Origin of the sequence: Streptomyces sp. GB4-14, assembly GCF_022696125.1 — a bacterium.
In the GTDB taxonomy this organism is placed as follows: Bacteria; Actinomycetota; Actinomycetes; order Streptomycetales; family Streptomycetaceae; genus Streptomyces; species Streptomyces werraensis.
Genome location: NZ_RZHO01000002.1, coordinates 583,189 through 603,041 on the forward strand (window position 1 = coordinate 583,189; position 19,853 = coordinate 603,041).

The 19,853-nt window shown below is 72.3% G+C and carries 19 protein-coding genes and 1 pseudogene; 13 read left to right on the forward strand and 7 right to left on the reverse strand.

The features are described from left to right. The first annotated feature begins 163 nt into the window (after positions 1-163). From ELQ39_RS03860 to ELQ39_RS03895, 8 genes are all read left to right on the forward strand, one after another. Positions 164-1,528, forward strand: coding sequence for an MFS transporter (locus tag ELQ39_RS03860; protein ID WP_242591002.1), 1,365 nt, complete (start codon positions 164-166; stop codon positions 1,526-1,528). A gap of 37 nt (positions 1,529-1,565) precedes the next feature. Further along, positions 1,566-2,501, forward strand: coding sequence for a 3-carboxyethylcatechol 2,3-dioxygenase (locus tag ELQ39_RS03865; protein ID WP_242591003.1), 936 nt, complete (start codon positions 1,566-1,568; stop codon positions 2,499-2,501). After that, on the forward strand, positions 2,498-3,382 hold the full coding sequence (locus ELQ39_RS03870; protein WP_242591004.1) for an alpha/beta fold hydrolase: 885 nt from the start codon (positions 2,498-2,500) through the stop codon (positions 3,380-3,382). Before ELQ39_RS03865 ends, ELQ39_RS03870 begins: the two co-directional genes overlap by 4 nt. A gap of 32 nt (positions 3,383-3,414) precedes the next feature. After that, positions 3,415-4,209 carry a 2-keto-4-pentenoate hydratase gene (locus ELQ39_RS03875; RefSeq protein WP_242591005.1) on the forward strand — a complete coding sequence of 265 codons (795 nt, stop codon included), beginning with the start codon at positions 3,415-3,417 and terminating at the stop codon, positions 4,207-4,209. A 2-nt stretch (positions 4,210-4,211) separates the two neighbouring features. Beyond that, positions 4,212-4,682 (forward strand): nuclear transport factor 2 family protein, encoded by a 471-nt coding sequence (locus ELQ39_RS03880; RefSeq protein ID WP_242591006.1) that lies wholly within the window; start codon positions 4,212-4,214, stop codon positions 4,680-4,682. Then, positions 4,679-5,452 (forward strand): HpcH/HpaI aldolase family protein, encoded by a 774-nt coding sequence (locus tag ELQ39_RS03885; RefSeq protein ID WP_242591007.1) that lies wholly within the window; start codon positions 4,679-4,681, stop codon positions 5,450-5,452. The genes ELQ39_RS03880 and ELQ39_RS03885 overlap by 4 nt, the downstream gene beginning before the upstream one ends. Further along, positions 5,449-7,062 carry a bifunctional 3-(3-hydroxy-phenyl)propionate/3-hydroxycinnamic acid hydroxylase MhpA gene (gene mhpA / locus ELQ39_RS03890; RefSeq protein WP_242591008.1) on the forward strand — a complete coding sequence of 538 codons (1,614 nt, stop codon included), beginning with the start codon at positions 5,449-5,451 and terminating at the stop codon, positions 7,060-7,062. The genes ELQ39_RS03885 and mhpA overlap by 4 nt, the downstream gene beginning before the upstream one ends. Before the next feature lie 158 nt (positions 7,063-7,220). After that, complete coding sequence (locus ELQ39_RS03895) at positions 7,221-7,904, forward strand: TetR family transcriptional regulator (protein ID WP_242591009.1); 684 nt, start codon at positions 7,221-7,223, stop codon at positions 7,902-7,904. Between the two features lie 32 nt (positions 7,905-7,936). Here ELQ39_RS03895 and ELQ39_RS03900 read toward each other — a convergent pair whose 3' ends face one another. Then, positions 7,937-8,713 carry an SDR family oxidoreductase gene (locus ELQ39_RS03900; protein WP_337662987.1) on the reverse strand — a complete coding sequence of 259 codons (777 nt, stop codon included), beginning with the start codon at positions 8,711-8,713 and terminating at the stop codon, positions 7,937-7,939. Positions 8,714-8,776: 63 nt separating this feature from the next. Between ELQ39_RS03900 and ELQ39_RS03905 the strand changes: the two are divergent. After that, positions 8,777-9,380, forward strand: a pseudogene (locus ELQ39_RS03905) (SAM-dependent methyltransferase); the annotation flags it as partial. A gap of 3 nt (positions 9,381-9,383) precedes the next feature. Here ELQ39_RS03905 and ELQ39_RS03910 read toward each other — a convergent pair. The 4 genes from ELQ39_RS03910 to ELQ39_RS32650 all read right to left on the reverse strand — a co-directional run bounded on the left by ELQ39_RS03910 (position 9,384) and on the right by ELQ39_RS32650 (position 12,874). Continuing rightward, a complete protein-coding gene (locus tag ELQ39_RS03910) occupies positions 9,384-10,385 on the reverse strand; it encodes a DUF6215 domain-containing protein (RefSeq protein WP_242591011.1) in 1,002 nt (333 codons plus the stop codon). Between the two features lie 125 nt (positions 10,386-10,510). Then, a complete protein-coding gene (locus ELQ39_RS03915; protein ID WP_242591012.1) occupies positions 10,511-11,668 on the reverse strand; it encodes an LLM class flavin-dependent oxidoreductase in 1,158 nt (385 codons plus the stop codon). Positions 11,669-11,967: 299 nt separating this feature from the next. Further along, positions 11,968-12,525, reverse strand: coding sequence for an NADPH-dependent FMN reductase (ssuE, locus tag ELQ39_RS03920; protein WP_225628372.1), 558 nt, complete (start codon positions 12,523-12,525; stop codon positions 11,968-11,970). 268 nt (positions 12,526-12,793) lie between these two features. Beyond that, positions 12,794-12,874 (reverse strand): putative leader peptide, encoded by an 81-nt coding sequence (locus ELQ39_RS32650; protein WP_352055040.1) that lies wholly within the window; start codon positions 12,872-12,874, stop codon positions 12,794-12,796. 428 nt (positions 12,875-13,302) lie between these two features. On the opposite strand from ELQ39_RS32650, the gene ELQ39_RS03925 reads away from it, so the two are divergent. Genes ELQ39_RS03925 through ELQ39_RS03940 form a run of 4 tightly spaced genes read left to right on the forward strand, consistent with a single transcriptional unit; the run spans position 13,303 to position 17,340 of the window. After that, the gene (locus ELQ39_RS03925) at positions 13,303-14,667 is read left to right on the forward strand and encodes a bifunctional o-acetylhomoserine/o-acetylserine sulfhydrylase (protein WP_242591013.1); all 1,365 of its coding nucleotides are present in this window, start codon (positions 13,303-13,305) and stop codon (positions 14,665-14,667) included. Continuing rightward, positions 14,664-15,860, forward strand: coding sequence for a homoserine O-acetyltransferase MetX (gene metX, locus ELQ39_RS03930; RefSeq protein WP_242595536.1), 1,197 nt, complete (start codon positions 14,664-14,666; stop codon positions 15,858-15,860). Before ELQ39_RS03925 ends, metX begins: the two co-directional genes overlap by 4 nt. Before the next feature lie 19 nt (positions 15,861-15,879). Continuing rightward, positions 15,880-16,482 carry a nitroreductase family protein gene (locus ELQ39_RS03935; protein ID WP_242591014.1) on the forward strand — a complete coding sequence of 201 codons (603 nt, stop codon included), beginning with the start codon at positions 15,880-15,882 and terminating at the stop codon, positions 16,480-16,482. A gap of 27 nt (positions 16,483-16,509) precedes the next feature. Next, positions 16,510-17,340 (forward strand): DUF1684 domain-containing protein, encoded by an 831-nt coding sequence (locus tag ELQ39_RS03940; protein ID WP_242591015.1) that lies wholly within the window; start codon positions 16,510-16,512, stop codon positions 17,338-17,340. Positions 17,341-17,405: 65 nt separating this feature from the next. On the opposite strand, the gene ELQ39_RS03945 is transcribed toward ELQ39_RS03940, so the two are convergent. Continuing rightward, positions 17,406-18,470, reverse strand: a complete 1,065-nt coding sequence (locus ELQ39_RS03945) for an LLM class flavin-dependent oxidoreductase (protein WP_242591016.1) — start codon at positions 18,468-18,470, stop codon at positions 17,406-17,408. Then, positions 18,467-19,840 carry an NtaA/DmoA family FMN-dependent monooxygenase gene (locus ELQ39_RS03950; RefSeq protein ID WP_242591017.1) on the reverse strand — a complete coding sequence of 458 codons (1,374 nt, stop codon included), beginning with the start codon at positions 19,838-19,840 and terminating at the stop codon, positions 18,467-18,469. The genes ELQ39_RS03945 and ELQ39_RS03950 overlap by 4 nt, the downstream gene beginning before the upstream one ends. Positions 19,841-19,853: the final 13 nt, after the last annotated feature.

Consider the following 19,853-nt stretch of genomic DNA (forward strand, 5'->3'; position numbering starts at 1 on the left):
CACCCCTTGACACCACCCCCGGCCGCTCGTCACTGTAATGACGATTCTAGAACGTAACTTCTAGTTTTCGTCGATGGAACGCGGCTGGTCAGCGTTCCGCCTCCTCCCTTGCGGGCCGCCGCCCCGGCGCAGGTCCGCTCTGTCCCGGAACAGGGGAACTCGCATGAGGATCACCGACCACATCCCGCAGGAGAGAATGAGCGGGCTGCAGAAACGCGCCGTCGTCATCGCGATCACCCTCGTGGTGCTCGACGGTTACGACGTCTCCCTCACGTCGTTCGCCGCGCCCTACATCGAAAGGGGCTTCGGCGTCTCGAAGGCGGAGCTCGGACTGGTCATGTCCGGCGCCCTGATCGGCATGCTCGTGGGCTCGATCATCGTCGCGCCGCTCGCCGACCGCATCGGCCGGCGCAAGATGGGCGTCATCGCCACCACGACGATCGCGGTCGGCATGTTCATCGGCCCGTTCGCCACTCCGGAGACCGGGACCTGGCCCCTGGTCCTGAGCCGCGTCGTCACCGGCGTCGGCGTCGGCTGTCTGGTCGCCGTGGTCGGCGTCATCCTCGCCGAGTACACGGGCAAGCGGGTGTACGCCCTGGTCATGGCCGTCTACGCCGCCGCCATCAACATCGGCGGACTGCTCGGATCGATGATCGTCGGCCCGATGCTGGACGCGCGGGGCTGGCAGTTCGGCTGGTGGATCGGGTTCGCTCTCAGCGCCATCGCCGCGGTCGCCACGTACGCGCTGCTGCCCGAGTCGCTGGCCTGGCTCTCCGAGGGCCGCCGCCCCGACTCCCTGCAGCGGCTCAACGCGCTGCTCGCGAAGATGCGCCGGCCCGCGCTCACGGCGCTTCCCGAGCCGGAGTCCACGGGGGTCAAGGCGAAGGGCTCGCTGCGTACCGTCTTCACCGGCCGGACCGGCGCCTACACCCTGCTGATGATCGTCGGCTACGTCGCCTACATGCTCAGCTTCTACTTCATGACCAACTGGGCCCCCAGCAGCGTGGCCTCGGCCAACGACAACCCCGCGCTGGCCCCGCAGCTCGTCGCCGCCTTCAGCATCGGCGGCATCCTCGGCAACGTCCTCTTCGGCTACCTGGGCGGCAGGGTCGGCGTCCGCGTCCTCGCCCCGGTCTTCCTGCTCCTGGCCACCTTCACCCTGTCGCTGTTCGGCATCGTCGGCTCCCAGATGCCCACCGCCTGGTGGACCCTGTTCGCCGCCTCCTTCTTCGTCTGCTCGGGCACCGCGGCCTTCTACACGATCGTCCCGACGCTCTACCCGACGCTGGCCCGCTCGACCGGCTTCGGTGTGGTCATCGGCGTCGGCCGGTTCGGCGGCATCGCCGCCCCGGTCATCGGCGGCGCGGCCTTCGACGCCGGCTGGGGCATGGGCGTGGCCTTCAGCGTCTTCTCCCTGCCGATGCTGCTCGCCGGCGTCAGCATCATCGTCCTCCACCTCGCCCAGCGCCGTTCCGAGGCGGCCGAGGTCCAGCGCCCCGAGCCCGCTCTCTCCGGTACGTCCGCGTAGCGGGCCGTCCGCACCCTCCCAGAAAGGAACCAGTTCCATGCCGCTGGCCGTCGCAGCGCTCTCCCACGCGCCGTCCTTCGGCAACGTCGACCCGGGCGGGGAGACGTTCGCCGAGATCAACGCCGCCATCGACGAGGTCAGGGAGTTCGTCTCCGCGTACGATCCCGATCTCGTCGTGGTGTTCGGGCCCGACCACTTCAACGGCCAGCTCTACTCGCTGATCACCCCGTGGGTCATCGGGGCGGCCGCCGAGGGCGTCGGGGACTACGGCACCACCGCGGGGCCGCTTCCCGTCGACGCCGACGCCGCCCGGGCCCTGCACGCCGCCGTACTGGGCGAGGGCATCGACATCGGCCGCAGCGAGCGGATGGCGGTCGACCACGGCATCGTCCAGCCCCTGGACTTCGTGTTCGGCAAGGACTTCGCGCAGCCGATCGTCCCGGTGTTCGTGAACGCGATCGGCCTGCCCCTCACCCCCATGCGGCGGGTGCGCCTGATGGGCGAGGCGTTCGGCCGGGCCGCCCGGGCCCTGGACAGGAAGGTGCTGTTCCTGGCCTCGGGCGGCATCTCCCACAACCCGCCGATCCCCCGCTGGGACGGCGCGCCCGGCACCGTGCGGGAACGTCTGATCGCCTACGCGCCGTCCCCCGAGGAGCGGCACGAGCGCGAACAGATGATCGTGCGGGGCATCCAGGCGATCGCCGACGGCAAGGCGCCGAGCGACCCGCTGAACGAGGAGTGGGACAAGCTCGTCCTCGACACGTTCCGCTCCGGCGACCTCACCCCGGCCGACGGCTGGGAGAACGGCTGGTTCGTGGCGGAGGGCGGCTCGGCCGCGCACGAGATGCGCAGCTGGATCGCGGCCTACGCGGCCCTGTCGACGGCCGGACCCTACCGCTTCGCCGTCGACCGCTACTGGGCGGTCGAGAAGTGGGGCGCGGGCTTCGCCGTGCAGGCGGCGGTGACGGCGTGAGCGGCGCGGAGAGGGCGCACCTGGCGACCCTGTGGGAAGAGATCGCGGACCTGGAGCACACGCTGCGGTACGTGGACGCGGGCGGTTACCGCACCCGGGTCCTCGACATCGCCGGGGCGTCTCCGGACGCGCAGACGGTCGTCCTGGCCAGCGGCACCAGCGGCCACATCGAGGCGTGGACGCAGAACGTCCGCGCGTTCGCCGAGGCCGGTTTCCGGGTGGTCGGCTACGACTACCCGGGCCACGGGTACACCGCGCTCGCCGACCACCCGCTGGAGATCCGCGACTACGAGGAGCACCTGCTGGCGCTGCTCGACGCGCTGGGCCTGGACCGGGTGCACCTCGCCGGCGAGTCGCTCGGCGGCTGGCTGGCGCTGAAGTTCGCGCCGAAGCACCCCGAGCGCCTGCGGACGGTGATCCTGTCCGCGCCGGGCGGCCGGGTGATCGGCGAACCGCAGCTGGACCGCACCCAGTCGGTGAGCGCGAAGGCGGTGAGCGAGCCGACCTTCGAGAACGTGAAGAAGCGTCTCCAGGTCGTGATCCACGACCCGCGGAACATCACCGACGAGCTGGTCCGCGTCCGCCGGGCGATCTACGCCCGCGACGGGTTCAGCATGGCGCACGTCTCCGCGCTGCGGGAGCCGGAGCGGCGGTGGCGCAACCGCGTGACCGACGACGACTTCGCGGCCGTACCGGTCCCCGCCCTGATGGTGTGGACCGACAACGAGCCGACCGGCGACGAGGCCGAGGGCGCACGTCTGTGCGGGCTCATCCCGGACGGCGAGTACCTGCTGGTGCGCGGCGCCGCGCACTGGCCGCAGTGGGAGGGATCCGCCGAGTTCAACGCCGCGGCCGTCACGTTCCTGCGGAAGCACGCGTGACGACGAGAAGCACGCCTGACGAAAGGACCGGAGTGAGCGTCACCCGGGAGACCATCAGCGAGATCGCACGCGAGCTGTTCGAGGCCAAGCGCGGCGTGTACACCGTGCCGTACGTGAGCCCCCGGCTGCCCGAGCGCGACCTCGACTCCGCCTACGCGATCTCCGCCGAGTTCGCCGCCCTGCGCGAGCGTGAACTGGGGGTGAGACGGGTGGGCCGCAAAGTCGGCCTGACCAACGCCCTGGTGCAGCGGCGCGTGGGCATCGACGAGCCGGACTACGGGATCATCCACGACGACATGGTGCACGCCTCGGGCACACGCCTGCCGCTGTCCGCGTACAACCGCCTGCTGATCGAGGCGGAGGTCGCGTTCGTGCTGAAGAGCGACGTCACGGATGCCTCCCGCGCGAGTGTGGAGGCCGCGATCGACTACGTGACGCCCGCGTTCGAGGTCGTCGACTTCCGTTACGCCGGTTCCGTCGGGCAGATCGTCGACACCATCGCCGACAACGCCGGCTGCAGCGGAGTGGTCCTCGGCGAGGAGCGGCACCCGTACGGCGAGGTCGACCTGACCCAGGTCGAGATGGTCATCACGGGTGGCGGCAAGGAGATCACCCGGGGTGTCGGCAGCAACGTGCTGGGGGACCCGGTCAACGCGGTCGCCTGGCTGGCGGAGACCGCTATCCGCACGGGCGAGCCGCTGCGCGCCGGAGAAGTACTGCTGTCCGGGTCCATCGGCTACATCGAGCCGTGGCCCGCCGACGTCGAGTGCGTCGCCACCGTCACCGGGCTGGGCCGCGTGGTCGCGACCGCGGATTCGAAAGGCTGAACATGAGTGACCACCGCCCCGTCGACGCGGCCACGCGCGTCGAGATCGAGCAGCTCATAGCGGAGATGCTCTACCGCCTGGACCACAACCGGGCGGACACCACCTGGGAGCTGTACACCGAGGACGGCGTCTCCGCCGGCCCGATGGGCGACATGGACCGCGAGGCCATGAAGGCGTGGGGCGCCAGGCGGGCCCGGCAGACCGACGTCGTCGGCCGTCACCACATCGGCGGGATCCGTCTGGTGTGGGCCGCGGACGGCGACGAGGTCGAGGGCACCGTGCAGTACCTGACCTTCCGCGACACGAGCGATCCGCAGACGCTGCCCGCGTCGGTCGGAGAGTTCCGCGAGCGCTACCGCAAGGTGGACGGCCGGTGGCTGTTCGCCCGCCGGGAGATCGTGCCGGTCTTCGGCGGCCGGGCCGCCGCGGCCCACGCGGCGCGCGTGGCCGCACAGGAAGGGCCGGCGCGGTGAAGCGGGACGCTCTCGGCGGCGACAGGCGCCCGGTGCTGTACCACCAGACGGTTCCGTCGTTCTCGATGCCGGAGTGGGCGGTGGCCGCCGGGTACGACGGCGTGATCCTGGACCTGCAGCACGGGGAACTGGGGCTGGAGGCGGCCTGCGGGATCCTGCGCTCGATCCCCCGGGACAACGCCTACGCCTACACCCGGGTGGGCTCGCCGGACCCCGCGCCGGTCCTGCGGCTCCTCGACAGCGGGGCGCGCGGGATCGTCGCGCCCACCGTCGAGTCCCGGTCCCAGGCCGAGGCCCTGGTCGCCGCCGTCAAGTACCCGCCGGCCGGCAACCGCAGCCTGGGCCCCTCCCGGCCCGCGCTGTACCCGGGTGACTCGTACACCGAGGCGGGCAACCGGGCGGTGTCGGCCGTCGCGCAGATCGAGACGAGCACCGGGGTCGACCGGGCCGAGGAGATCGTCTCGACGCCCGGCCTGGACTCGATCTACATCGGCCCGGCCGACCTCGCCGTCTCCTACGGCCTGCCCGGGCGCGGCGACTGGGACGAGGGTCCGGTGCGCGAGGCGATCTCCCACGTCCGCGAGGTGACGCGCGCGCACGGCGTCACCCTCGGCATCTACTCCGGCCGTCCCGAGTACGCGGCCGGCCTCCTCGCCGACGGCCTCGTCGACTACGTCGGCCTCGGCATCGATCTCGTCCTGCTGAACCGCGCGTTCGGCGACACCATCGCCGGGCTGGGCCCGGCCCGATCCGCACGGAGCACCACATGAACAAGGCCTGCGACGTCCTCGTCGTCGGGGCTGGTCCGGTCGGTCTGACCCTGGCCAACCTGCTGGGGCAGCAGGGCGTCGACGTCCTCGTCGTCGAGCGGGAGCATGAACTCGTCGACTACCCCCGGGCCGTGGGCATCGACGACGAGGCACTGCGCGCGATGCAGACCGCCGGCCTGGTCGACGAGGTGCTCCCGCACACCATCCCGGACCAGAAGATCTACATGATCAACGGAGCCGGGGCGATCCTGTCCGAAGTGAACCCGACGACACGCGAGTTCGGCTGGCCGCGCCGCAACGGCTTCGTGCAGCCGCTGGTCGACCGGGTGCTGCTCGCCGGCCTCGACCGCTTCCCCGGCACAGCCGTGCGCTTCGGCGCCGAGGTCGTGGACCTGACCGAGGACGCCGACGGCGTGGTCGCCACGCTCGCGGACGGCGGGACGGTGCGCGCGCGGTACGCCGTCGCCGCCGAAGGAGGGTCCTCCCCCACCCGCAAGCGTCTCGGCATCTCGTTCGAGGGCGAGACCCGGCCGACCGACGGCATCGTGATCGACGTCGCCAACGACCCGATCGGCACGCCCCACGCGGTCTTCGGCGGTGACCCCGCCCGCAGTTACGCCTCCATCGCGCTGCCGCACGGCATCCGCCGCTGGGAGTTCACCCTCTTCGAGGACGAGGGCGAGGCCGATGTCGAGGACGACGCGTTCGTCTTCGGTCTGCTCGCGCCCCATGTGCCGGACCCGTCGAAGCTGGACATCATCCGCCGCCGCGTCTACCGCCACCACGCCCGGATCGCGGGCCGGTTCCGGCACGGGCGGATCTTCCTCGCCGGTGACGCCGCCCATGTCATGCCCGTGGTCGGCGGGCAGGGCTGGAACTCCGGTATCCGGGACGCCTTCAACCTCGGATGGAAGCTCGCCGCCGTCGTCAAGGGGCTGTCGGCCGACGGTCTGCTGGACACGTACGAGACGGAACGGCTCGGCCATGTCACGCAGATGGTGGCGGTCTCCCTCCAGATGGCGAAGGAGATGACCGACCACGACCCCGAGAAGGCCGCCGAACGCGACCGGATCGCCGCCGCCCGCACCCCCGAGGAGCGGGAGGCGCAGAAGCGGCAGGCGTTCAAGCCCCAGCCGAAGTTCGACCAGGGGGTGGTGGTGCACACCGCGCTGCCGGTGTCCAAGTCGCTGCCCGTCCGCGACGTGCCCCGGCTGGCGGGCACGATCTTCCCGCAGCCGAAGGCCACCGACGCGGACGGCGCCGAGATGCTTCTCGACGACGCGACCGGTCAGGGCTGGCGCGTCCTCACCTGGCACAACGACCCGACGGTGTTCCTCTCCGCCGAACGGCGCGCGGCGCTGGACCGGCTCGGCGCCCGTCTCGTGCAGGTGGTGCCGAAGCCACAACTGCCGTGGGCACGCAGGCGGGCCACGGCCGGCGTCACCGTCGTCGGCGACCTCGGGGGCGAGGCGAGCCTCCAGGCATGGTTCGACGCGCGGCCGGTGGGGGCCGTGGTCCTGCGCCCCGACCATGTGATCGCCGCCGAATGCCTGACGCAGGAGCTCGACGACGTCGTGGCGCGCGTCCTGGAGGCCGCCTGCGCCGTGTGACGCGGTGAGGGCGGGACGCCGGAGAACCGGGCGGGACCGAAGTGGGCCGTGGTGTGCGGCCACTTCGGTCCCGCGCCGGCCAGTCGCTGGTATCGCGGTTCTGGAATGATCGTGCTGGTGACACGGGTACGGACGACTGACGGCGACAGGGTGGCGGCATGACGCGGAGCACACGGCGGGGCGAGGGTACGAAGGGCACGCGGCAGGCACGCTCGGACAGGAGCCGGGAACAGATCCTGCTGGCGGCGCTGGACCTGGCGCTGGAGCACGGCTACCAGGGCACGACCATGGCAGCGGTCAGCGCGTCCTCGGGCCTGCCGATCGGCTCGGTCTACTGGCACTTCAAGAGCAAGGAACAGCTCTTCGTCGCTCTGCTGGAACACTGCTACAAGGCCTGGATGGAGCTCCACTCCGGTCCTGAGGGGCTGCGCCGCAAGCTGTCACGCGGCATCGCCGGCCTGTCCGGCGCCGATCCCGAGCACTACACGAAGGAGGAGGCGCTGCTCAAGGCCGCGGCGGTCTGGGCACTGAGCAGGCAGCTGGGCGGCCTGGGCGAGGACAACGAGGTCCGGGCGGCGTACCTGCGGATGCGGGTGGAGATGTTCAAGGTGGACGTCGAGCGGATCACCGAGTCCGTCCCCGCCGGCGTCGTCGCGCGGTTCCCGGACCTGCCCACCAAACTCACCGTGCTGAGCCTGGCGTTGACCGACGGCTTCTACGTGCACGCCAACTCCGACGTGCACCTGGAGCTGGACTTCGCCGAGTACGCGGACATGGCGGCGCGGGCCCTGGAGAGCCTGGTGGACGACTACGCCCGCAGGGCCGCCGAGGAGCGGAAGTAAAGGCCGGCCACGGTCTCCCGCGCCGTACGGGGTCACACGGCTCGCGTCAGTCCGCCGTCCACGCGCACGTTCTGCCCAGTGGTGTAGGTGGCGTCGCACGCCAGGTGAGCCACGGTCCGCGCGACCTCCTCGTAGGCGGCGGCCCGTCCCAGGGGGATGGCGGACGTCCATGCGGCGGGCACGGCCTCCGGGTCGGCGACGGTGTACCCGGGGAGCACGTTGTTGATCCGAATGCCGTCCGCGGCGACCTCGTCCGCCCACAGTTTGGTCCAGGTGGTCATGGCGGCCCGGGCGACCATGGAGGTGGGGAAGCGCGGCGAAGGCTCGGAGGGGCTGGCCGAGGAGATGTTGACGATGCTGCCGCCGCCCTGGGCGCGCATCGGGGCCAGCGCGGCGCGGCAGGCCCGCACCACGTTGTAGAAGTACAGGTCGAACCCGGCGGCCCAGTCCTCGTCGGTCAGCTCCTCGAGCTTCCCCTTCGGACCGTGGCCCGCGCTGTTGACCAGCACGTCGAGCCTCCCCCACGCGGAGAGCACCCGGTCCACGACTCCCTCGACGACACCGGCCTCGGTGTAGTCCCCCCGGACTGCGAGACCGCCGAGCTCCTCGGCCAGCACGTCCGCCCCTTCGCCACGGGCCAGCACTGCAACCCGGTGACCGCGCGCCGCCAGCGCACGGGCCGACGCGGCACCGATGCCACTGCTGCCGGCGATGACGAGGGCCGTGGGCCGGGCTTCGCTCATGGTGTGCCGCTCCTGGGTGGTCGGGTGTGGTTCATGCCGCGTGAACGACTCTTCTAGAATCGACATTCCAATAGAATGTAGGTCCGTCCGGGCGCGGACGTCAACGGGGCACTCGCACGTGAGGTCCTCGTCGACAGCCAGGCCGGCGACGCCGTCCTGTCGGCGTTCCCGGAGTTCGCCGCCGTCGCCCGGCTGCAGCGGCGGTTCCTCGCGCGGGCCGTGCGTTTCCTGGTGCGGGAGGCCGGCATCCGGCAGTTCCTGGACCTGGGCGCGGGACTCCCCGCTGCTCGCCAGCAGCCCCGAGGGCGCCTGCGCGTACGTCGACGCCGACGTCCGCGACCCGGAGCGAATTCTCGCCGAGGCGGCCACGACGCTGGACCTCAGCCGGCCGGTCGCTCTCACCATGCTGGGGATCATGGGGCAGATGTCCGAGGCCGACCGCCCGGCCGAGCTGGTGAGCGCCCTGCTGTCCGCGCTGCCGCCGGGCAGTTACCTGGCGCTGAGCGACGGCACGGACACCGACGAGGCGCTGACCCGGGCGGTCGAGGCCTACAACCAGCAGTCGGCCCACACCTACCATCTGCGGTCGCCGGAGGACATCGCCTTCTGGTTCGCCGGACTCGACCTGGTGGAGCCGGGTGTCGTCGCCACGGCCTCCTGGCGTCCAAATCCCGGCGACGACGTGGCGGGCGCCCCCGACGTCTCCGTGGCGGGGGTGGCCAAGAAGGCCTGAACCTCAGCCCTGGTCCCGAGCCCCCTGCGTGATCCTGGGCAGGACCGCCTCCGCGATGTCGACGAGGGCGCTGTCGTCCGGGAGGAGCCCGGACTCGCTCCACACGGTGAGGTCGTAGGAGCCGCCCCGGTCCTTCCCGTCGAAGGCCACGGTCAGCGTCCGGGCGAGCGGCCCCTGCTCCACCGGACCGCTCGCTCCCTCGCCGCTCCCCAGGTCGAACTGGATCTTCATCATGTGGTCCGAGGTGAGCAGCGCGGGCCGCCCCAGCACGGTGAGCTTCCTGACGTCCCCGCCGTCCCCGTACGTCGTCAGCTTCGCGTACTGGGCGACCGTCAGCTTGTTGTACGTGGCCGAGAGCTCCACGGTGTACGTCTCGAACTCGACCCTGGTCTCGGGCTGGGCGACCTTGCGGTCGGTCAGCGGGGCGGTGTTGTCGGTACCGGAGGCGTAGACCGACCTCTCGGCGGGGGTGCCGAGGAGTTCGGGCAGTTCGGGCAGGTTGAGCGCGCGGCACAGGTCCGCGCCGGTGACGGCCTCGGGCGTGCTCCGGTACGCACTGGGCAGCTTCTCGTCCTCGTCGAGCCGGCACGCGGCGGGACGGGAGGCGCCGGTGGCGGCGGTGCCGTCCTCGGGGAGCTTGCCCTCGATCCAGAGGGCGCCCCCGATCACCGCGAAGAGACCGATGGCCAAGGAGGCCTGGACGAAGGCGTTGGGCTTCTTCTCGGCGGGGCGCCGCACCGGGGGGACGACGGGCGCCGACGGAGCGGGCTCCGTCACCTCGTCCGCCGGAGGAGCCGGGCGCCGGCGGGCGCGCAGGGCGTGGACGACCAGGCGCACGCGCAGCGCCGCCCCCAGCAGGAACACCGCACCGATGACGGCCGGCACCCATCCCTCACCGTCGAAGAGGGCCATGTGGAGGATGCGTACGCCGAACACCGTCCCGACAAGGATGATCAGCGGTTCGCGGATCCAGAAGGGAAGGAGACGGACGAGGAAACCGAGCATCCGGTGATCTCACCAGGAGTAAGATCACGGCGGCTGTGATGGAAGCCATAATTCCGGGCCGGTACCCGATTGTGATGAGACGGTGAAGGGCCGTCGGGGTGGTGACGCAGGGCGCCCGGCGGCGGTCAGCGGAGCGTCGCCGCGAACGGGACCTGTGTGGCCGCCGGTTGGCCGGCCCCGGACCGGAACGGATGGGTCCACAGGCCCTCCGTCTCCAGCCGCGGCAGCACCCCCTCGCCGAACCGGTACGCCTCCTCCAGGTGCGGGTAGCCGGAGAGGACGAACTCGTCGATGCCGAGGGCGTGGTACTCCTTGATCCGCTCGGCGACCTCCTCGTGGCTGCCCACCAGGGCCGTGCCCGCGCCGCCGCGCACCAGGCCGATGCCCGCCCACAGGTTGGGGTGGATCTCCAGGCCGTCACGGTTGCCGCCGTGCAGGGCGAGCATCCGCTGCTGGCCCTCCGACTCGCTGCGGGCGAGGCCGGCCTGGACCGAGCGGACCGTCTCCGGGTCGAAGCCGGCCAGCAGGCGGTCGGCCTCGGCCCACGCCTGCTCGGAGGTGTCGCGGGTGATGACGTGCAGCCGGATGCCGAAGCGCAGGGTGCGGCCCTCCCCGGCGGCCAGGCGGCGGACCCAGGCGATCTTCTCGGCGACGGCGGCGGGCGGTTCGCCCCAGGTGAGGTAGACGTCGACGTGTCTGGCCGCGACCCGGCCGGCGATCGGCGAGGACCCGCCGAAGTACACCTCCGGAACCGGGTCGGGCACGCGCGCCAGCTTCGCGTCCGCCACGCGGAGGTGGTCGCCCTCCAGATCCACCGTCTTGCCCTGCCACAGCTCCCGCACGATGGTCAGGAACTCGTCGGTGCGGCGGTAACGGTCGTCCTTGTCGAGGAAGTCGCCGTAGGCGCGCTGCTCGTGGCTCTCGCCGCCGGTGACGACGTTGAGCAGCAGCCGTCCGCCGCTCTGCCGCTGGAAGGTGGACGCCATCTGCGCGGCGAGGGTGGGTGAGACGAAGCCGGGGCGGAAGGCGACGAGGAACTTCAGCCGCTCGGTGTTCTGGCTGACCATGGCGGTGGTCAGCCAGGCGTCCTCGCACCACGCGCCGGTCGGGGTGAGCGCGCCGGTGAAGCCCAGGTCCTCGGCGGCGCGGGCGATCTGGCTGAGGTAGGCGACCGTGGGCGGCCGGTCCCGGCCGGACGCCGTGGCCGGGGTGCCGTGGCCGCCGCCGACGACGTGCCGGCTGTCGCCGTTGGTGGGCAGGAACCAGTGGAAGGTGAGGGACACGGAAGGGCTCCTTCGGGGAGTGCGTCGTCAGAGGAGGCCGTGGCGGGGCGGCCGGGTGCCGCTGAGCACCTAACGGCCGATGTGCTGGACCTTCCGGCGGGCACGCGTGGGTGCCCGCGTCCACGTCCGCGCCGCCGAACTCGGCGGGCACTGTGACGCCGAGCGGCCCGGACGTGGACAGCCGCTCCAGTTCCTGGTGCGGGAGCCGGCGTCCGGCTCGGCGGCCCCCTTGCGGGACTCGTCGGCGAGGCCGCGTGCGACGGCCAGGGCCTCGGCGTCGCCCGCGATCACGGCGGCGCTCAACCGGTGGCCGCCAGCAGGGTCGTGCGGCCGCCGAGCGCGCGGGAGAACTGGTCGGTGACCTGGGCGAGGGCCTCCGCGGCGGCGGGGGCGACGGTCAGGGCGCCGTCGTCGCCGACGGTGATCTCCTTGTCGAGGGTGAACCAGCCGGGCGTGATGTGGGCGGGGCCCATGGAGTTGAGCACGGGACGCAGCGCGTAGTCGATGGCCAGGACGTGCGCGGTGGTGCCGCCGGTGGCCAGCGGCAGGACGGTCTTGCCGGTGAGCGCGTACTGCGGGAGCAGGTCGAGCAGGGCCTTGAGCAGTCCGGAGTAGGCGGCCTTGTAGACGGGGGTGCCGATGACGACGCCGTCGGCGCGCTGGAACAGGGCGGTGGCCTCGGCGATCGCCGGATGGCGGAAGTCGGCGTGGAGCAGGGCTTCGGGCGGGAGGGTGCGCACGTCGAGCGGTACGACCTCGTGTCCCTGGGCGACGAGCCGCTGGTCGAGGTGGCGCAGCAGCCGGGCGGTGCGGGAGGTGGCGGAGGGGCTTCCGGAGACGGACAGGATGGTGGCCATGCGAGGACCTTCCGGGGATCGGTGCGGGGCGGGTCGGGCGGCGGCAGGCGGCGGTTCCTGCCCGTTCATGGACGAAGGAGGGGCAGGCAGCAGCCCGGTTCACGGACGAGGGCGGGGCAGGCGGCGCCTGCCGCGTGACCGAACGGCAGGGGAACGCGGTGAGGGAGCGTCGGGCCGCGGCGCATCGCCGGCAGCAGGCGTCGGCGGAACGGCCGGAAACCGTGGGAAGAGGAAAGGCGCGGGGTGCGAGGGTGTCCCTCGGGTGCGCTCAGGCGTGACGGCGACAGCAGGAGCTGGAGACACGCGCGAGGTCGACATGGCGTCGCCGCGTGAGGTCCTGTCGCTTCATGGCGTCGATCAAAGCAGCGGTCGGTGACACGGGTCAAGAACGCCCGGACGTCGTTCCACATGCTGAGAGCCCTTGTCCGCGGGCCTGTTGGACGGGCGGCCTTCACGCCGGTCCGCGCCCGGGACGTCGTCCCGGCGGGTGAGACGGCGTCCGTCGATCTGGCGCGGCCCCGCCGGCGTGTGGTTACCTGAACGCATGACCGTGCTCGTGACCCGCCGCCACGTCGATTACGTGCGTGTCACCACCACGGGCTGTTCCGCCGCGAGCTGACGCCGCGCGCCCGGCCGTAGTCCGGCCTCTCTTCTCTCCCTCTCGCCGTACCGCACCGCGCCGGCCACCGCCCCTCTGTGTCCGGGGCCGTGGTGCGTGGCGCCGTGGCGTCCTCAGGCATGACCCCTTCCTCTCTTTCCCTGCCAGGGAGCACCCTTATGAGCAGCCAGCCCATCGACTCCGTCACCGCGGGCCACACCCCCGACGGGGAATCCGCCGCGGACACCACGCCCGCCTGGTCCTTCGAGACCAAGCAGGTCCACGCGGGTGCGGAGCCCGACCCGACGACCGGGGCGCGCGCGACGCCGATCTACCAGACGACGTCGTTCGTGTTCCGCGACACGCAGCACGCCGCCGACCTGTTCGCCCTGGCCGAGCCCGGCAACATCTACACCCGCATCCACAACCCGACCCAGGACGTCTTCGAGCAGCGGATCGCCGCGCTGGAGGGCGGTGTCGCGGCCGTGGCGCTGTCGTCGGGGCAGGCCGCGGAGACGCTGGCGCTCCTGACCGTGGCGAGCGCCGGCGACCACATCGTGTCCAGCACCTCCCTGTACGGCGGCACGTACAACCTGTTCCGGCACACGCTGCCGAAGTTCGGCGTCGAGGTGTCCTTCGTGGACGACCCGGACGACCCGGAGGCGTGGCGGGCGGCGATCCGCCCGAACACCAAGGCGCTCTTCGCGGAGTCGCTGGGCAATCCGCGCGGCAACGTCCTCGACGTGCGGGCGGTCGCGGACGTGGCGCACGCGGCGGGTGTGCCGCTGATCGTGGACAACACGGTGCCGACGCCGTACCTGCTGCGTCCGCTCGAGCACGGCGCGGACGTCGTGGTGCACTCGGCGACCAAGTTCCTGGGCGGTCACGGCACGGCCGTCGCGGGTGTGGTCGTCGACGGCGGAACCTTCGACTTCGGTGCGCACGCCGACCGGTTCCCCGACTTCAGCGAGCCCGACCCGAGCTACCACGGCCTGCGCTACTGGCCGGCGCTCGGTCCGGGCGCGTTCGCGGTGAAGCTGCGGGTGCAGCTGCTGCGCGACCTCGGTCCCGCGCTCTCCCCGCACTCGGCGTTCCTGCTGCTGCAGGGCGTGGAGACGCTCAGCCTGCGCATCGAGCGGCACTCCTCGAACGCGCAGGCGCTCGCCGAGTGGCTGGAGCAGCGCGACGAAGTGGCCGCCGTGCACTACGCGGGCCTGCCGTCCAGCCCCTGGTACGAGGCGGGGCGGAGGTACCTGCCGCGCGGTGCGGGCGCGATCGTCTCGTTCGAGCTGCGGGACGGCGTCGAGGCCGGGAAGCGGTTCGTGGACGCCGTACGGCTGTTCAGTCACCTCGCCAACATCGGCGACGTGCGCAGCCTGATCATCCATCCGGCGTCCACCACCCACAGCCAGCTCGACGAGCGGCAGCTCGCCGCCACCGGCACCTCGCCCGGGCTGGTGCGGCTGTCCGTCGGCATCGAGGCCCTCGACGACCTCAAGGCCGACCTGGAGGCCGGGTTCCGCGCGGCGAAGGGCGCGTCCTGAACACCGTTCTGACGCCGTCCCCGGTCCCCCTCCCGCCGGCCTCCGGGGCCTGGCGGGAGGGGGACCCGCCCGGGCGGCGGCAGTGGTACGCGCACCCGGAGCCGCTCCCGCTGGAAGCCGGCGGTGAACTTCCGGGCGTGCGGCTGGCGTTCGAGACGTGGGGGCGGCTCGCGCCGGACCGGTCCAACGCGGTGCTGGTGCTGCACGCCCTCACCGGCGACAGCCATGTCACCGGTCCCGCCGGGCCGGGGCATCCCACGCCCGGCTGGTGGGACGGACTCGTCGGGCCGGGGCGGGCGCTCGACACGGACCGCTGGTTCGTGGTCGCGCCGAACGTCCTCGGCGGCTGCCAGGGCAGCACCGGCCCGTCCTCGCGCACCCCGTCCGGGCGGCGTTGGGGCGGCGACTTCCCGTTCCTCACCCAGCGCGACCAGGTCGCCGCCGAGGCCGCCGTCGCCGACGCGCTGGGCGTCGACCGCTGGGCGCTGGTCGTCGGCGGTTCGATGGGCGGGATGCGGGCCGTGGAGTGGGCCGTGTCGTACCCGGAGCGGACCGGCGCACTCCTGCTGCTGGCGACCACGGCGGCGGCGAGCGCGGAACAGATCGCGTGGGCCTCCACACAGGTGCACGCCATCCGCTCCGACCCGCACTGGCACGGCGGCCACTACCACGACTCCGGGCGCGGACCGCACGCCGGACTCGGCCTGGCCCGGCGCATCGCCCACATCACCTACCGCAGCGAGCCGGAGCTGCAGAGCCGCTTCGGACGCAGCCCCCAGGACACGGAGGACCCCTGGCGCGGCGGCCGCTACCAGGTCGCCTCCTACCTGGACCATCACGCGGACAAGCTGGTGCGCCGCTTCGACGCGGGCAGCTACGTGGTGCTCTCGGAGGCGATGAACAGCCACGACGTCGGCCGCGGTCGCGGCGGCGTACGGGCGGCCCTCGGCCGGGTGACCGCCCCCACGCTGGTGGCCGGCGTGGACTCCGACCGGCTCTACCCGCTGGCCCAGCAGGCGGAGCTGGCGGCCGGCATCCCCACGGCGGACGCGCCGCGTGTCGTGGAGTCGCCGTACGGCCATGACGGCTTCCTGATCGAGGTGGAGCAGGTCGCCGCGCTGGTGCGCGAACTCCTGCCCGCCGCTCCCCCGGTCCCGGCGCGGACGCCGGGACGTCACCGCCCACACCCCTGACGAGTGAGGACTCCCCCCGATGTCACCCCACACCGCGACCACCGCCGCGGCCGTCCATCCGCTGCTCGCCGACCGCTGGAGCCCCCGGTCGTTCGACGCCGCGCACACACTGGGCGACGAGGAGCTGGCCACCCTGCTGGAGGCGGCCCGCTGGGCGCCCTCCGCCTACAACGCCCAGCCGTGGCGGTTCCTCGTCGGCCGGCGCGGCGACATCACGTATCTGCGCATCCTGGACGCGCTCGTCCCCTTCAACCGGGAGTGGGCGCGCACCGGTTCGCTGCTGGTGGCGGCGGTGGCGGAGGAACGCGTCGAGAACGGCGTGCTCCAGCACGGCCCTGCGTACGACACCGGGCTCTCGGTGGCCCAACTCGTGTTGCAGGCAGAGGCGTTGGGGCTGCACGCCCATCAGATGTCCGGCTTCGACGCCGACGCCTTGCGCACGTCGCTGGGCGTGCCGGACGGTTTCCGGCCGCTGTCCGTCGTCGCCGTGGGCGCGCCGGCCCCGGCGGACCTGCTGCCGCCGAAGCTGCGCGAGCGGGAGACCGCCGTCCGTGAGCGGCGCCCCGGCGCGGAGACGTTCTTCGCCCACACCTGGGGCACCCCGCTTCCCACCCGTCCCTGACACCGACTCTCCACCGCAGGAGTGCACATGACCGTTCAGGAATCACCCGCGAGCACCGACGCGTTCGTCACCGAGTGGCAGGAGTGGCACCGGCACAAGGACGCCGCGCTCGCCCACGAGCACGGATTCCTCGCCGTGACCGGCCTGTACTGGCCGGACTCCGAGCCGCAGCGGTTCCCCGGTGCGCCCGGCGTCTGGTCGGCCGGCGACGACGGGGTCACCGTCGAGCTGGACGACGGGGAGAAGCTGGTCGTCGACGGCGTCACGGTGCGCGGCCGGCACCGCTTCGGTGTCCTCGAGGAGCGCGCCTCCGTCAACGCCGTCTGGGGTGACGCGGTGATCGAGATCGCCCGCCGGGGCGGCCAGGACGTGGTCCGGCCGCGTCACCCCGACCACCCGCTGCGTACCGCGTTCACCGGCACCCCCGCCTACGCGCCGGACCCGCGCTGGCGGATCACCGGCACGTACCTGCCGTTCCCGGAGCCGCGTCCCACCACGGTGGGCGCCGCCGTCGAGGGGCTCGAGCACGTCTACGACGCCCCCGGCAAGGTCCGCTTCGAGGTCGACGGGCAGGAGCTGGAGCTGACCGCGTTCGAGTCGGGCGCGCCGGGCGGCCTGCTGGTGCTGTTCACCGACGCGACGTCCGGCGTGACCACGTACGCCGCCAACCGGGCGCTGAAGATCGACGCGCCGGGTCCGGACGGCCGTGTGGTGCTGGACTTCAACCGGGCCACCAACCTGCCGTGCGCCTACACCGACTTCGCGACCTGCCCCCTCCCGCCGGCCGAGAACCGGCTCCCGGTCGCGGTCGAGGCCGGCGAGACGATCCCGTACGAGCGGAAGTCCGCCGCGGCCTGAGCACGGCACGACGGCGACCCCTCCGGCGCGCGGATGCCGGAGGGGTCGCGTCATGTCACGGGGTTCTACGGGACCGGGTGGACCGGCTCCCACGGGAACGGCGGGTCCGGCAGGGCGTGCCGGAGGGCGGGGGCCACCTCGGACTGGAAGCGTTCGAGGGAGTCGCGGTGCACGGACTCGGGCAGTCCGCCCGCGTCGGCGTGCACATGGAGCACGCTGTGCCCGAACCGTTCGTGGTAGCGGTGCACCTTGTCGACGATCTGCTGCGGGCTGCCGATCAGGGCGGAGCTGCGCTCGACGAAGTCCTCCACCGTCTCGAAGACCACCGGCAGCCCGGACTCCTTCTGGAAGGCCAGGTCGGCCTCGAAGACCGGCCGGTACGCCTCGACGGCCTCCTGGGAGGTGCGGGCCACCAGCAGCCCTGCCGTGCCGGCGCCGACCGTGAGCTTCGCCGGGTCGTGGCCGTAATGCGCCCAGCGTTCCCGGTAGTGGTCGATCAGCTCGGCGTAGGGCTCGATCGGGTGGGTGACGTTCGCGGAGAACAGCGGGTCGCCGTGGCGGGCGGCCAGGTCGACGGACTCCTTGCTGGTGGCGCTGCCGTGCCAGACGCGGACGGGCCGCTGGTAGGGGCGCGGCCAGACCTCGGCGTCCTTCAGCGGCGGACGGAAGCGGGTGTCGGCGGTGATCCTGTCCTGCCGCCAGATCCGGCGGAGGACGTCGTGGCTCTCGGCGTTGCGGTCCCACTGGTCCTCGGGGGTGACCTGGAACAGCTCTCGCTGGGCGGTGCCGTTGCCCTTGCCGATGATGAGGTCGAGGCGGCCCTCGGAGAGGTGGTCGAGGGTGGCGTAGTCCTCGTAGGCGCGCACCGGGTCGAGCAGGCTGAGCGTGGTGACCGCGGTGAACAGGCGGATGCGGCGGGTCAGGGCCGCGATGTGGCTGAGGACGACGGCGGGCGCGGAGGAGAGGAAGGGCCGCTCGTGCCGCTCCCCCACGCCGAAGCCGTCGAAGCCCAGCTCCTCGGCGAGGACGGCGTTGTCGAGGACCTCGCGGAAGCGGTCGTGCGTCGGTTTCAGCACGCCGGTGACGGGGTCGGGGCGGTGGACGATCAGGGTGACCGCGAGGAACCTCATGAGGCGGCCCGCCGGTCGCCGAGGTCGTCCGGGTGGGCGAGGCCCAGATGGTGGCGGAGGGTGGGGCCCTCGTAGTCGGTGCGGAAGACGCCGCGCTCCTGGAGCAGCGGCACGACCTTGTCGGCGAACTCGTCGAGGCCGCCGGGGGTGATGTGCGGGACGAGGATGAAGCCGTCGGCGGCGTCGCTCTGGACGTACTCGTCGATCGTGCGGGCGATGGTCTCGGCGGAGCCGATGAAGTTCTGCCGGTTGCCGGTCTCGATGACGAGGTCGCGGATGGACCAGTTGTGGGCGGCTGCGAGTTCGCGCCACTCGCGGGCGGTGGCCAGCGGGTCGCGGTACATGCGGACCTGGGCGCGGCCCTCGGCGATGTGGCGGCTGCTGACGTCCGGGTCGATGTCGGGCAGCGGCCCGTCGGGGTCGTAGCCGGAGAGGTCCCGGTTCCAGACGAACTCCAGGTGGCGCAGGGCGGTGGCGCCGCTCACCTGCCGGCGGCGCACCGCCTTCGCCAGCTCCTGCGCCTCTTCGTCCGTGTCGGCGAGGGTGAAGGTGGCGGCGGGCAGGATGAGCAGCTGGTCGGGGCGGCGGCCGTACTTCGCGAGGCGGCGCTTGACGTCGGTGTAGAAGGCGCGGCCGGCTTCGAGGGTGGCGTGGCGGCTGAAGATGGCGTCGGCGTCGGACGCGGCGAACTCGCGTCCTTCGTCGGAGTCGCCGGCCTGGAAGATGACGGGGCGGCCCTGCGGGGAGCGCGGGACGTTGAACCGGCCGTGGATGTCGAAGTGCTGTCCCCGGTGGACGAAGGCGCCGGCCTTGGCGTCGCGGAGGAAGACGCCGGTCCCCTGGTCGGCCAGGATCTCGTCGCCGTGCCAGGAGTCGAAGAGTTCGTGGGCGGTGGCCAGGAACTCCTTGGCGCGGGAGTAGCGCTCCTCCTGTGGCAGGAAGCCGCCGCGCCGGAAGTTCTCGCCGGTGAAGGCGTCCCAGGAGGTGACCACGTTCCAGGCGGCGCGGCCGCCGGAGAGGTGGTCGAGACTCGCGAACTGGCGGGCCACCTCGTAGGGCTCGTTGAAGGTGGAGTTGATGGTCCCGGTCAGTCCGAGGTGGTCGGTGACGGCGGCGAGGGCGGACAGCACGGTGAAGGTGTCGGGGCGGCCGACCACGTCCAGGTCGTAGATCCTGCCGCCCTGTTCGCGCAGCCGGAGCCCTTCGGCGAGGAACAGGAAGTCGAACTTGGCGCGTTCGGCGGTGCGGGCGAAGTGCGCGAAGGAGCTGAACTCGATGTGGCTGCCGGACGCGGGGTCGCTCCACACGGTGGTGTTGTTGACGCCCGGGAAGTGGGCGGCGAGGTGGATCTGCTTCAGCGGCTTGCTCATGGCGGTGGTCGTT

Excerpts from the sequence above, each read along its gene's own strand:
- ELQ39_RS03935 (WP_242591014.1), top strand. The coding sequence starts at position 15,880 with ATGTCACCCCACACCGCGACCACCGCCGCGGCCGTCCATCCGCTGCTC.
- ELQ39_RS03900 (WP_337662987.1), bottom strand. The coding sequence starts at position 8,713 with ATGTCGATTCTAGAAGAGTCGTTCACGCGGCATGAACCACACCCGACC.
- ELQ39_RS03925 (WP_242591013.1), top strand. The coding sequence starts at position 13,303 with ATGAGCAGCCAGCCCATCGACTCCGTCACCGCGGGCCACACCCCCGAC.
- mhpA (WP_242591008.1), top strand. The coding sequence starts at position 5,449 with ATGAACAAGGCCTGCGACGTCCTCGTCGTCGGGGCTGGTCCGGTCGGT.
- ELQ39_RS03880 (WP_242591006.1), top strand. The coding sequence starts at position 4,212 with ATGAGTGACCACCGCCCCGTCGACGCGGCCACGCGCGTCGAGATCGAG.
- ELQ39_RS03895 (WP_242591009.1), top strand. The coding sequence starts at position 7,221 with ATGACGCGGAGCACACGGCGGGGCGAGGGTACGAAGGGCACGCGGCAG.
- ELQ39_RS03910 (WP_242591011.1), bottom strand. The coding sequence starts at position 10,385 with ATGCTCGGTTTCCTCGTCCGTCTCCTTCCCTTCTGGATCCGCGAACCG.
- ELQ39_RS03865 (WP_242591003.1), top strand. The coding sequence starts at position 1,566 with ATGCCGCTGGCCGTCGCAGCGCTCTCCCACGCGCCGTCCTTCGGCAAC.
- ssuE (WP_225628372.1), bottom strand. The coding sequence starts at position 12,525 with ATGGCCACCATCCTGTCCGTCTCCGGAAGCCCCTCCGCCACCTCCCGC.
- ELQ39_RS03945 (WP_242591016.1), bottom strand. The coding sequence starts at position 18,470 with ATGAGGTTCCTCGCGGTCACCCTGATCGTCCACCGCCCCGACCCCGTC.
- ELQ39_RS03940 (WP_242591015.1), top strand. The coding sequence starts at position 16,510 with ATGACCGTTCAGGAATCACCCGCGAGCACCGACGCGTTCGTCACCGAG.
- ELQ39_RS03860 (WP_242591002.1), top strand. The coding sequence starts at position 164 with ATGAGGATCACCGACCACATCCCGCAGGAGAGAATGAGCGGGCTGCAG.
- ELQ39_RS03950 (WP_242591017.1), bottom strand. The coding sequence starts at position 19,840 with ATGAGCAAGCCGCTGAAGCAGATCCACCTCGCCGCCCACTTCCCGGGC.
- ELQ39_RS32650 (WP_352055040.1), bottom strand. The coding sequence starts at position 12,874 with ATGAAGCGACAGGACCTCACGCGGCGACGCCATGTCGACCTCGCGCGT.